11 protein-coding genes and 1 other annotated feature are annotated in these 11,583 nt (G+C 49.0%); of the genes, 6 read left to right on the top strand and 5 right to left on the bottom strand.

Annotated features, from left to right (window positions below):
• Nucleotides 1-32: 32 nt before the first annotated feature.
• The 4 genes from hisG to yczE all read right to left on the bottom strand — a co-directional run bounded on the left by hisG (nucleotide 33) and on the right by yczE (nucleotide 4,051).
• Complete coding sequence (hisG, locus tag EDC45_RS00895; protein WP_133542536.1) at nucleotides 33-932, bottom strand: ATP phosphoribosyltransferase; 900 nt, start codon at nucleotides 930-932, stop codon at nucleotides 33-35.
• Between the two features lie 31 nt (nucleotides 933-963).
• Nucleotides 964-1,096, bottom strand: a sequence feature (His leader region).
• Between the two features lie 97 nt (nucleotides 1,097-1,193).
• Nucleotides 1,194-1,967 carry a class I SAM-dependent DNA methyltransferase gene (locus EDC45_RS00890; RefSeq protein WP_133542534.1) on the bottom strand — a complete coding sequence of 258 codons (774 nt, stop codon included), beginning with the start codon at nucleotides 1,965-1,967 and terminating at the stop codon, nucleotides 1,194-1,196.
• A gap of 2 nt (nucleotides 1,968-1,969) precedes the next feature.
• Nucleotides 1,970-3,220, bottom strand: a complete 1,251-nt coding sequence (locus tag EDC45_RS00885; protein WP_133542532.1) for an aromatic amino acid transporter — start codon at nucleotides 3,218-3,220, stop codon at nucleotides 1,970-1,972.
• 168 nt (nucleotides 3,221-3,388) lie between these two features.
• Complete coding sequence (gene yczE, locus EDC45_RS00880) at nucleotides 3,389-4,051, bottom strand: membrane protein YczE (RefSeq protein ID WP_133542530.1); 663 nt, start codon at nucleotides 4,049-4,051, stop codon at nucleotides 3,389-3,391.
• Between the two features lie 242 nt (nucleotides 4,052-4,293).
• On the opposite strand from yczE, the gene EDC45_RS00875 reads away from it, so the two are divergent.
• The 6 genes from EDC45_RS00875 (at nucleotide 4,294) to dusC (ending at nucleotide 10,349) form a co-directional block, all read left to right on the top strand.
• Complete coding sequence (locus EDC45_RS00875) at nucleotides 4,294-5,559, top strand: NupC/NupG family nucleoside CNT transporter (RefSeq protein ID WP_133542528.1); 1,266 nt, start codon at nucleotides 4,294-4,296, stop codon at nucleotides 5,557-5,559.
• Nucleotides 5,560-5,732: 173 nt separating this feature from the next.
• On the top strand, nucleotides 5,733-6,962 hold the full coding sequence (locus EDC45_RS00870) for a phosphopentomutase (protein WP_133542526.1): 1,230 nt from the start codon (nucleotides 5,733-5,735) through the stop codon (nucleotides 6,960-6,962).
• 55 nt (nucleotides 6,963-7,017) lie between these two features.
• Complete coding sequence (gene deoD, locus EDC45_RS00865; RefSeq protein ID WP_133542524.1) at nucleotides 7,018-7,725, top strand: purine-nucleoside phosphorylase; 708 nt, start codon at nucleotides 7,018-7,020, stop codon at nucleotides 7,723-7,725.
• A 167-nt stretch (nucleotides 7,726-7,892) separates the two neighbouring features.
• On the top strand, nucleotides 7,893-8,768 hold the full coding sequence (djlA, locus tag EDC45_RS00860) for a co-chaperone DjlA (protein WP_133542522.1): 876 nt from the start codon (nucleotides 7,893-7,895) through the stop codon (nucleotides 8,766-8,768).
• Nucleotides 8,768-9,382 (top strand): DUF2238 domain-containing protein, encoded by a 615-nt coding sequence (locus EDC45_RS00855; protein WP_208107229.1) that lies wholly within the window; start codon nucleotides 8,768-8,770, stop codon nucleotides 9,380-9,382. The genes djlA and EDC45_RS00855 overlap by 1 nt, the downstream gene beginning before the upstream one ends.
• Nucleotides 9,383-9,386: 4 nt before the next feature.
• Entirely contained in the window at nucleotides 9,387-10,349 is a 963-nt protein-coding gene (gene dusC, locus EDC45_RS00850) for a tRNA dihydrouridine(16) synthase DusC (protein WP_133542520.1), read from the top strand.
• A gap of 220 nt (nucleotides 10,350-10,569) precedes the next feature.
• On the opposite strand, the gene EDC45_RS00845 is transcribed toward dusC, so the two are convergent.
• On the bottom strand, nucleotides 10,570-11,559 hold the full coding sequence (locus tag EDC45_RS00845) for an amidohydrolase family protein (RefSeq protein WP_133542518.1): 990 nt from the start codon (nucleotides 11,557-11,559) through the stop codon (nucleotides 10,570-10,572).
• Between the last annotated feature and the right edge of the window lie 24 nt (nucleotides 11,560-11,583).

Here is an 11,583-nt window from a genome sequence, read left to right as displayed (position 1 = left end):
GTTCGGCATTTTCTTGCCGCAGGGTTAATCGCTTATTCCAACATTTTCTCAATAGGTAGTACCAGAATTGAGCTGGCGCCGGCGGCTTTCAGCTGTTCCATGGTTTCCCAGAACAGATTTTCCTGGCTAACCATGTGCAACGCCACATGACTGGTATCATGGGTTAATTGCAAAATAGTAGGATTTTCCACGCCCGGCAACAAGGCAACCACCTGTTCCACCTTATCTTTAGGAGCATGTAACATAATGTATTTAGATTCGCGTGCTTGGGAAACCCCTTGAATACGGGTGAGCAATCTGTCCACTAGCGCCTGTTTTTCCGCACTTAACGGGGCGGCACGCTGAATCAGGCAGGCTTTGGAACGATAAATCACTTCCACCTCGCGCAAACCGTTGGCTTCCAACGTAGCGCCGGAAGAAACCAAATCGCAGATAGCATCCGCCAACCCGGCGCGCGGAGCGACCTCTACCGAGCCATTGAGTAAACAGCTTTTAAAACGGACGCCCTGTTGGCTCATATAGCGTTTCAGCAACTGCGGATAGGAAGTGGCGATACGGCAATTCTGCAAATCCTGCACTCCCTGATAAGCCAAATCCCGCGGCAATGCCAAAGAAAGTCGGCAGCCACCGAAATCCAGACGGCGCAACATCTGGTAGTTTACCTGTTCACCGGCGGCGGTACGGCTGAGCTCTTCCTCTTCCAATACGTTCTCGCCGATAATGCCCAGATCCACCACGCCGTCAAAGATCAGACCGGGAATGTCGTCGTCGCGTACGCGCAGAATATCAATGGGCATATTTTCCGCATAGGCGAGTAAACGCTGCTCCTGTAAATTAATTTTCACTCCGCATTGCGCCAGTAATTCTTGCGATTCCTTGCTTAAACGCCCGGATTTCTGCATAGCGATTCTTAACCGATTGTTGTCTGACATAATTTTTTCCTTCTTGCTGATTTTAAACCTATAAAAAAACCTTTCGAAAGTTGCCTTCCGAAAGGTTTATGTTGTTTGTTTAACTGCACGTTTCCGGAAGGTTGTTCTATCTTCCGGACACCACCAAATCTCCGCAAGATTAATCGGGATAATGATGGTGATGAGAAGTGCGGTTAAATTTCATTATTTTTTCCTTATATGCTGAATAGAATTAAAACTACTGCAAAAAAAAACCTTTGGCAAGCATTTTTTTATAATCTTTCAGATTTTTCTGGCGCGAATAAATAAAAGCAAGGGGCGATGACGCAAATCCTTAAATTCCGCCTGTAACTGCGGGGATTCCGCCAACATAGGCTCCGCCATTTTTTCGATACGGAAGCCGCCATCGACCAGGGCGTTGACAATGGTCGCCATGGTGCGGTGATAGGTGGTGAAATCCCGGCCGAACCAATTTCGCTGCCGTTCCCCTTCATCGCGATAATAATTCAGCCGATAGGCGGTTTGTACTTTCTCGGCGTTTTTTTCCCAGCGAGCCCCCTCAAGATAAGCGGTTACTATGGGATGTTCCTGGGAAAACAGCAAAACTCCGCCGGGTCGCAGCTTGGCGGATAATGCGCTCAGCAAGGCGGAAAAGTCCGCTACATAATGAAAGGCAAAGGAACTGGTAATAACGTCAAAGGGCTCCTCCGCCAACTGCGCCGTTTGTTCCATCGCCAGATGGTAGAGGGCAAAGCTGTTCTTATCCCAAAAGTGCGGTTGATTTTGGCAGAGTTTTTTTAATTCCAGTCGCGCCTGATCCAGCATTTGCTGCGAAAGATCGATACCGGCGACAAAAGCCGCACCGCGCTGCAGATACAACCCCATATGCTCGCCGTATCCGCAGCCCAGATCCAATACCCGCTTGTGTTGTAAATCCGGCAACAGAGAAAGCATGGTCGGCTTTTCCACCATTTCGTTCAAACTCAGGGGATTGCTGCGCAGCCGGCGATATAATTCGAAAAAACCTTCACTGTCGTAAACGCTGGAATCCGCCATAGTTATCCCGTAAATTTCGGTAATAGGTCAAACTGCATACCAAGCTGTGCCAGAATATTCAGTAGGCCGAATAAAATAATAAAAAAGATCATAAAATTGCCGCCGAATACCTGATAAGGACTGTCCTTGAATTTACGGCGAGAAGCTCTTACCAATAACGCGGGAACAATGGCCGCCCACAGGGTTGCCGCCAGACCGGCATAGCCGATGGCAATCAGAAAGCCGAAAGGAAATTTCAGGCTTAACAACAAAGGGGGTAAAAAAGTGATTAAAGCGGCTTTGGTGCGCCCTGTCCGGCTATCGTCGAAATTCAACATATCCGCAATATAATCAAATAAGCCCAAGGTAACCCCAAGAAAAGAACTGGCTATGGCCATATAGGCAAAAAAGCGTAGCACTTCACCGATATAACCGGTTTGAATATATTTTCCCAATGCCTGCAATAACGCCGAAATATCACCGTCCTTTGCAATAACCGGGGCAAATTCGCTGCGCGGTAAATTCCCCTGCACCGCCAACTGCCATAAAATATAAATCAGCAGTGCAATTAGAGAACCGAGCAGAATAGATTGCACAACCCGGCGGGCATCACGCTGATAATATTTCACCAAGCTAGGTACGTTGCCATGAAAACCGAAAGAAACCAGGCATACCGGCAGCGCCGCTAAGGCATAAGGCAAATAGCGCTGCTCCCCCGGAGCAATACTGTTTAACAAGACCTCACCTTTTACCGAGCCGATTAAACCGCCGGTAGAAAGGAAGAACGCCACCACCATACCGGCAATCAGCACCGTAGTGAAACGATCCACCGCTTTCGTCGAAAACCAGACGAAAGTCGCCAGTACAATACAGAAAATCAACGAGCCGGCGGTTCGTCCAATTTGCACTTCATTTCCGTCCGAACTCATCAGCTGATTGAGAATGCCTTCGGTAATACCGCCGCCGGAAGTAATATAGGCATAGGTCAGAATATATAATACGAAAGCTACGGATAAGCCGTTTACCAGATTCCAGCCGCGTCCGAGCAAATCCTTAACCACCGTATCAAAACTCGCACCGCTCGGATAATGCAAATTAGCTTCCAGAATCATCAGGCCGGAAGTGGTCATACAGAACCAGGTGTAAAGCAAAACTATTAACGACCCGAAAAACCATACCCCTGCGGTAGAGGTAGGATTGGCTAACATACCCGCCCCCACGGCGGTTCCGGCGATAATCATTGCACCGCCAAATAAAGAGGGTTGTGTCTTCATACTATTATTCCCTTCAATTATCCTTTCAATTATTCTTTTAACCAAAGATGAACTATTATAATAGTACAAATTTAAAATAGACAATAAAAATCTTTAGCCAAAGGGAAATAAACAAAATAACTCATAAGACACAAACCGGGATTGCGGAAAAACTGAGCTTGTAACCGACTAAACAGGCTTATCCTCAAGGATAAAGGGGGAACGGGCAATTAACAGCAGGGTAACCTGCACCACCCACCCGATAGACAGAGCAAATAATAGGGTGCCGATGCCAACCACACCGCCGAGCAACCAACCCAACAAACAAACGCTGACTTCAATTGTGGTTCGAACCACCGCTACCTTCCAGTGGAAACGTTGGCATAAACCTACCATCAAGCCGTCCCGCGGTCCCGCTCCTTGGTGGCAGGTCAGATAAAATGCGGTACCGATTCCGAACAGTAAAACCCCGATCAGGGCATAGATAAAACGGCATATCAGCGTATGGGGAACGGGAGCGCAAGAGGTGGTTAAGCCCAGAAAAAAGGCTATCACCACCACATTCAGCAAAGTGGCTATGCCCATTTTTAAACGTAGCGGCAGCCAGGCCAGCATCACCGCACAGCTGATAAAGAAAGAAGCCCAACCGACACTAAAACCGCCCTGTATGGCAATTCCCTGCGACAAGGTAGTCCAGGGGGCGGAACCTAAATTCGATAGCAATAACACGCCCTCGCCGATACCGACGATAATCAGCGAAAAAAAGAGCATGGATAAAGATGGATATTCCAAAGACCAAAGTGAGGTCGCCGTCCATTTTGTATGCGGAATAAATTTTAGTTTTTGTTGCATAGCCGAGCGAAGTTAAAGGGATAGGCTCTTATCATAGATCAAGCCTTCCCTAAGTGAAACAAAAGAAAAGCATAATATATGTCGAAACAGACTAAAGTACCGCCTTATGAACCGTCTTTTTTGCATAAAAAATCAGAATAAGATCGCATTTTCTAAAAATCACGCAAGATTTTCAGCGCAAAAATCGGTATAGTAGCCCCGCATAATTTATACGGGTCGAACCATTTATTTTTGAGGTATTTATGAGCATATTAACCGGGATTCTCGGCATGATCCTATTACTGGCGATCGCTTATCTGCTTTCGTCCGATCGTAAGGCCATCAACTACCGCACCGTACTGGGTGCATTGCTGATTCAAGTGCTGATCGGCGCCTTTATTCTCTATGTACCGGCCGGCAGAAATATATTAGTTGCGGTAGCTGACAGCGTAGCTAAAGTGATCGCCTACGGTAACGAAGGAATTAAATTCGTATTCGGCGGCCTTGCTGGGGATAAAATCTTTGAACTGTTCGGCGGCGACGGCTTTATTTTCGCCGTGCGCGTTTTGCCGAGCATCGTATTCTTCTCCGCATTAATCTCGCTACTGTATTATATCGGCGTAATGCAGTGGATTATCCGCATTATCGGCGGTGCTTTACAGAAACTGCTCGGCACCTCAAAAGCGGAATCCATGTCCGCCGCCGCCAATATTTTTGTGGGTCAAACGGAAGCACCGCTCATCGTTAAGCCCTATATCAGCAAAATGACCGAATCTGAACTGTTCGCCGTGATGTGCGGCGGTCTGGCGTCAATTGCAGGTTCAGTGATGGCGGGTTATGCGGGAATGGGCGTTCCTCTTACCTATTTAATCGCCGCCTCCTTTATGGCGGCGCCGGCAGGTTTATTATTTGCCAAAATCATTATCCCGCAAACGGAAAAATTCAATGACGATATTGAAAAAGTCAGCATCGAAAAACCGGCCAATATTCTGGATGCCGCCGCTTCGGGCGCTTCTTCCGGTATGCAGCTTGCCCTTAATGTCGGTGCGATGTTAATCGCCTTTGTGGCCTTAATCGCCCTAATCAACGGCATTCTGTCCGGGATCGGCTCCTGGTTCCATATGCCGGAATTATCTCTGGGCGCCATTTTCGGCTGGATATTCAAACCCCTCGCCTGGGCTATCGGAGTACCTTGGGAGGATGCGGAAATTGCCGGACGTATGATAGGTACCAAACTGGCGATTAACGAATTCGTCGGCTATGCGGAATTTGCACCTTATCTGGGTAGCGACGCGCCGGTGCAACTGGCGGATAAAACCAAAGCTATTATTACCTTCGCCTTATGCGGCTTCGCCAACTTCAGTTCCATCGCTATTCTTATCGGCGGTTTGGGCGGTATGGCGCCGAATCGCCGCGGCGATATTGCCCGCCTCGGGATTAAAGCGGTGATCGCCGGCTCTTTAGCCAACCTGATGAGCGCCACCATCGCCGGCATCTTTATCAGCTTAAGCGGTGCCGCCTTAGGCTAAGAGAATAGTTAAATCCGGGGCAAAAGTGCGGTATAATCCCATACGAATTTTTAGTGCGGACATATTCCGCCCACAAAGATAAAAGCGCCCCCGAGCGCCTAGACACCACGAAATTTTCGTGGTGTCGTCATATTTACGGCAAGTAAACGTTTGCTTTTAATGAGGACAGAAAAATGAAACGTGTATTTATTATGATGCTGGATTCCTTCGGTATCGGTGCGGCGGATGACGCCGACAAATTCGGCGACGCCGGTTCCAATACTCTGGGACATATCGCCGAACGCTGTGCACGGAACCAAGCTGACAACGGCGACCGCAGCGGCCCGTTGCGTTTGCCCAATCTGGAAAAACTCGGCCTCGGCTTAGCCGCAAAAGCCTCCTGCGGTCAACTGCCGGCAGAATTTGAACCTAACCCGGAAATTATCGGCGGTTACGCCTATGCTCAAGAAATTTCTTCCGGCAAAGATACCCCCTCCGGCCACTGGGAAATCGCCGGAGTTCCCGTTCTGTTCGACTGGGGCTACTTCCCGCAACATAAAAACAGTTTCCCTCAGGAACTCTTGGATCGTATCGTAGAAAAAGCGGGATTACCGGGGTATCTGGGCAACTGCCATTCATCCGGCACGGTAATTTTGGACGCACTGGGCGAAGAACATATGCGTACCGGTAAACCGATTTTTTATACCTCGGCGGATTCCGTCTTCCAGATCGCCTGCCACGAAGAAAGCTACGGCCTGGAAAAACTCTACGAGCTTTGTCAGATCGTACGTCGTGAACTGGAAAGCTATAATATCGGTCGCGTTATCGCCCGCCCTTTTATCGGCGCCAAAGCGGGAGAATTCAGCCGTACCGGTAACCGCAAGGATTATGCGGTGGAACCGCCGGCTCCGACTGTATTGCAGAAGCTCACGGAAGAAAAACAGGGCGAAGTGGTTTCCATCGGTAAAATCGCCGATATTTACGCCCATACCGGCATCACCCGTAAAATTAAAGCGACCGGCTTGGAGGAATTATTCGACAAAACCTTGGTCGAAGTGCAAAGAGCGGGAGATAACAGCATTGTTTTCACTAACTTTGTGAACTTCGACTCCGATTTCGGCCACCGCCGCGATGTTGCCGGCTATGCCGCCGCACTGGAATATTTTGATCGCCGTCTACCGGAATTGCTGGCGCTGGTCAGCAACGAAGATTTACTGATTATCACGGCCGACCACGGCTGCGATCCGACCTGGTCGGGAACCGATCATACCCGCGAACATATTCCGGTATTAATCTACGGCGCACAGGTACCGAAAGAATTCCTCGGCAAACGTATGACCTTTGCCGACATCGGTCAGACCATCGCCGAATATTTCAAACTGTCGCCGATGGATTACGGTACGGCTATTATTAAATTCGACTGAGCGCCGGCAACGGCATAAAGGACAACTTGCTTAATCATTACAGAAGGAAAATACTATGACGCCACATATTAACGCGCCGGCCGGCGCATTCGCAGAAGTCGTATTAATGCCGGGCGATCCGCTCCGCGCCAAATATATCGCCGAAATGTTTCTGGAACAGGCTCAGGAAGTAACCAACGTGCGCAATATGCTCGGCTATACCGGCAGCTATAAAGGCCGTCGCGTATCCGTAATGGGGCATGGCATGGGGATCCCTTCCTGCTCTATTTACAGCAAAGAGCTGATCACCGAATACGGGGTGAAAAAAATTATCCGAGTCGGTTCTTGCGGTGCGGTGCGGGCGGATGTAAAACTGCGCGATGTTATTATCGGGCTGGGCGCCTGTACCGATTCCAAAGTCAACCGCATCCGTTTTAAAGATAACGATTTTGCCGCCATTGCCGACTTTAATCTGGTTCAGGCCGCCGTGCAAGCGGCGAAGCAGAAAGGAATCGAGGTTCGTGTCGGCAACCTGTTTTCCGCCGATTTATTTTATACCCCGGATGTAGAGATGTTCGACATCATGGAAAAATACGGTATTCTCGGCGTGGAAATGGAAGCGGCTGGTATTTACGGCGTCGCCGCCGAATACGGCGCACAGGCGCTGACCATCTGTACCGTATCCGACCATATCCGCAGAGGGGAGCAAACCACGGCGGAAGAACGCCAGCGCACCTTCAACGATATGATTGAAATCGCGTTGGAAAGCCTATTACTGCTCTGAGAGTAAAGGACCGGCGCTTGCCGCCGGTCCATACTTGATTGTCTTATTTGTAGTCCGCACAACAAAAAACTTAGGACAAAACCACCGCACTTTTTATCTTTCCGCTTTTCTTATTGATATTCGATCAGTTAAACTAACCACATTTTTTATTTCTTCGGAGTTGCATAATGCATTTTATCGGAAAATTACTGGGATTTATCATCGGCTGTAAATTCGGTTTTTTCGGCGCCCTGGCGGGGCTGATTCTCGGCCATCTGGCAGATAAAAAACTGTATGAACTGGGCAGCGTCAATTCTTCTTTCTTTAAAAAGAAACTGACCCGCCAATCCCTGTTTATGCAGACTACCTTCGCCGTACTCGGTCATCTGACCAAATCCAAAGGCAGAGTAACCGAAAACGACATTCAAATGGCCTCTAATCTCATGGCTCAAATGCAGCTGGACGACGCCAACCGCCGTCTGGCACAGGAAGCCTTTCAGCGCGGAAAACAGGCCGATTTTCCCATTCGGGAGGTGATCCGAGAATTTCGTATCGGTTGCGGTCAACGCGCGGATTTACTGCGTATGTTCCTACACGTTCAGCTACAGGCCGCCTTTGCCGATGATCATCTGCATCAAAACGAAAAAGAAGTGTTATTTCTGGTTGCGGAAGAATTGGGGCTATCCCGTTTTCAATTCGAACAGATGTTGGCTATGGAAATCGCCGCACGCCAATTCAGTCGCGGCGGTTTTTCTCAGCAACAGCGCCAAGGCGGTTACCAATATAACTACGGCCGCCAACAATACGGTAACGGCGGCGGTCAGGATTATGCGCGCAACACCTCCGGCCCGACCATTGAAGACGCCTATAAGGTACTGGGCGTTAGCGCCAGCGATGATCAGCAAACAGTGAAGCGGGCCTATCGTCGCCTAATGAACGAAAATCACCCGGATAAACTGGTCTCTAAAGGGTTGCCGAAAGAAATGCTGGAAATGGCAAAAGAAAAAGCTCAACAAATTCAAGCGGCCTATGATCTGATTTGTAAAACCAAAGGTTGGAAATAATGGCTTCCCTACGCCCTCTTTTCCCCGCGCTACTGGCGCTGATTATCGGCGCCGTCGCTCTCTGGTCCGGCATTGCGCCCTTTTCACGCGCCGTATGGTATGCGGAAGTGGCGCCTATTTTTATCGTGTTTGCCGCTCTGCTACTGAGCTATTCTCGTTTCCGCTTCAGTAACTGCGCCTATTTCCTGATGTCCCTATGGATGATTCTGCATCTGATCGGCGCCCACTACACCTTTGAACTGGTTCCTTTCGATTGGGCGAACGCTCTGCTTTCCCCTTGGCTCGGCGAAAATCGTAACCACTTTGATCGGGTGGCCCATTACATTATCGGCTTCTATAGCTTCCCCATGGCGGAATTTTTATTACGCCGCAAGTTAGCCGGCCCGATACTAAGCGGATTCTTTGCGCTGTTCTTTATTATGTCCGTTGCCGCCGCTTATGAAATTATCGAATGGCAATATGCGGTATTGGAAGGAGGAGAGGCGGGTATCGCATTCCTCGGCTCTCAGGGAGATATCTGGGACGCACAGAAAGATATGCTGGCCGATACTCTGGGGGCAATAACGGCGCTGATAATCTTCTATCTCCGTCGCCCGGATAAGCGCTATTCCTAAATCTATGCGTGTTATTCTAGCTCCTATGCAAGGCGTACTGGATCCGCTGGTACGCCAGTTGCTTACCGAAGTGAATGATTATGATCTCTGTATTTCCGAGTTTATCCGCGTTGTGGATCAACTTTTGCCGGAAAAAGTGTTTTACCGTCTTTGTCCCGAGTTAAAAACCGGTGGAAAAACACCGGCTGGCACGCCGGTACGAGTGCAGCTGCTGGGGCAATTTCCGCAATGGCTGGCGGAAAACGCCCATCGCGCCGTGGAACTGGGCTCTCAGGGCATCGATTTAAACTGCGGTTGCCCTTCCAAAACCGTTAACGGCAGCCAGGGCGGCGCCAGTTTACTCAAGGATCCCGAACTAATTTATCTGGCGACCCGTGCTATTCGTCAGGCCGTAACGCCGCAACAAACAGTAAGCGTTAAAGTTCGCCTGGGCTGGGACGATATTGCCCAGGCCTTTGAAATCGCCGATGCGGTACAACAAGGCGGTGCCGATGAGATCACGATTCACGGTCGCACCAAAAGCGACGGCTACCGAGCCGATCGGATTAACTGGCGGCAAATCGGTAAAGTGCGGTCAAAATTACGTATCCCGGTAATTGCCAACGGCGAAATTTGGAATTGGCAAGACGGCGAAAACTGCCGCCGAATCACAGGCTGCGAAGATTTAATGATGGGACGCGGCGCCCTTAATATTCCCAATCTGAGCCGGGTAATCAAATTTAATGCGGCTAAAATGCCCTGGGCGCAAGTTACCCTTATGCTACAAAAATATGCGCAACTGGAAAACATTCACGATTCCGGTTTTTATCATGTGGCTCGTATTAAACAATGGCTACAATACCTGAAAAAGGAATATGCGCAGGCGGAAACGCTTTTCCAGCAGATAAAAACCTGCCATGACGCCCTTCAGCTAAAACAGCTTATGGCGGAATACCATCGTTCTTTGCCGGATTCAATCGGGCTTTAGAATCAACAGAATAAAAGTGCGGTACTTTTCAGCCGAGTTTTTTAGCCCGGATATTATCACCACAAATAATAAGCTGACAGAATTGGAGAGATTCCATAATTCCCTTTCAAACAATAATACAGAGGGCATAAGATGCTTTCCTATCGGATTGTTTTTTACTTTTAAGCCCTAAACGAAAAGCGGGCTAATTCGCCCGCTTTCACAAAAATACTTGGTCAGCCTAAACATCCAAGCCTAAAACCTTACGGCCGTTAATACTGGCGATATTCACCATTTCGTCCAGATTCGGGAAACGGCAGCCGGCAGCCAGTAAGCTGAGTTCCTGCCACATATCGCCTTCGCACAGGGGAACCATATAATCGCAGATATTGTCCGTTCCCAGCGCTACCGTAATCCCTTCCGGAATCATTTCGTCCGCCGGCGTCAAAGCATTATGGAAAGGCATCAACTCTTCTTTGCGGTTACTGTCGATCCAGGCCATCGGGCAGGCGATAACCATCATTTGCGCTTCGCGCATTTTGCGGTACAGGGCATAGCGATACTCTTTCGGGTGCGCGCCGATGGAAATACCATGAATCGCCACCACCCGTCCTTGCATACCGTGTTCGATGGTTTTATCGCACAGCTGTTCGGTTTCTTTTTCTTTCGCACTGTTAAACTGATCCACATGCACATGGCACATAATGCCGAGGGATTTGGCCTTATCCAGCAGAATATCCATGGCTTCCAAACCGCGTCCGTAATCCAGCTCGTCGCGGTAAGGTAACCCGCCGATCATATCTACCATTTCCGAGCCTATATCGAACCATTTACGCGCGGTGGGCTCAATTACCCCTTTCAAGGTCTGATTGGCGAATTTCAGAATAATATCGTTTTTATACACTTCGCGCGCCTTATGGGCGGCGATAATTGCGCGATCTTCACAGATGGGATCGATATCCACAAAGGTGCCGAAAGCGGTAACCCCTTGCGAGATCATCAGTTCGATGGCTTGGCAGAAGCGGGCGTAATAATCCTCTACGCTGGAGGTGCGTTTTACTTCGTCCACTAAATCCCATTTCTGCTGCAGATTACTATTATGGTAGATATGGATCTTCTCCGGCGTCATGGTGAAAGCACGGTCGGCATGCGCATGAGTATTCACCCAACCGCCCTTTTTAATGATTTCATCTCTGATATAGGTTTTAAAGCTACGAACGTGATTCTTCATAATTACTCCGTGAAAGCATTTGAA

The sequence above is a fragment of the Mesocricetibacter intestinalis genome, assembly GCF_004363295.1.
In the GTDB taxonomy this organism is placed as follows: domain Bacteria; phylum Pseudomonadota; class Gammaproteobacteria; order Enterobacterales; family Pasteurellaceae; genus Mesocricetibacter; species Mesocricetibacter intestinalis.
The sequence above is the reverse complement of the archived record's forward strand: the minus strand, read 5'-3'. Positions and strand labels throughout refer to the sequence as shown.

Coding starts and splice junctions, on each gene's coding strand:
- hisG (WP_133542536.1), bottom strand. CDS start 932: ATGTCAGACAACAATCGGTTAAGAATCGCTATGCAGAAATCCGGGCGT.
- EDC45_RS00890 (WP_133542534.1), bottom strand. CDS start 1,967: ATGGCGGATTCCAGCGTTTACGACAGTGAAGGTTTTTTCGAATTATAT.
- EDC45_RS00885 (WP_133542532.1), bottom strand. CDS start 3,220: ATGAAGACACAACCCTCTTTATTTGGCGGTGCAATGATTATCGCCGGA.
- yczE (WP_133542530.1), bottom strand. CDS start 4,051: ATGCAACAAAAACTAAAATTTATTCCGCATACAAAATGGACGGCGACC.
- EDC45_RS00875 (WP_133542528.1), top strand. CDS start 4,294: ATGAGCATATTAACCGGGATTCTCGGCATGATCCTATTACTGGCGATC.
- EDC45_RS00870 (WP_133542526.1), top strand. CDS start 5,733: ATGAAACGTGTATTTATTATGATGCTGGATTCCTTCGGTATCGGTGCG.
- deoD (WP_133542524.1), top strand. CDS start 7,018: ATGACGCCACATATTAACGCGCCGGCCGGCGCATTCGCAGAAGTCGTA.
- djlA (WP_133542522.1), top strand. CDS start 7,893: ATGCATTTTATCGGAAAATTACTGGGATTTATCATCGGCTGTAAATTC.
- EDC45_RS00855 (WP_208107229.1), top strand. CDS start 8,768: ATGGCTTCCCTACGCCCTCTTTTCCCCGCGCTACTGGCGCTGATTATC.
- dusC (WP_133542520.1), top strand. CDS start 9,387: ATGCGTGTTATTCTAGCTCCTATGCAAGGCGTACTGGATCCGCTGGTA.
- EDC45_RS00845 (WP_133542518.1), bottom strand. CDS start 11,559: ATGAAGAATCACGTTCGTAGCTTTAAAACCTATATCAGAGATGAAATC.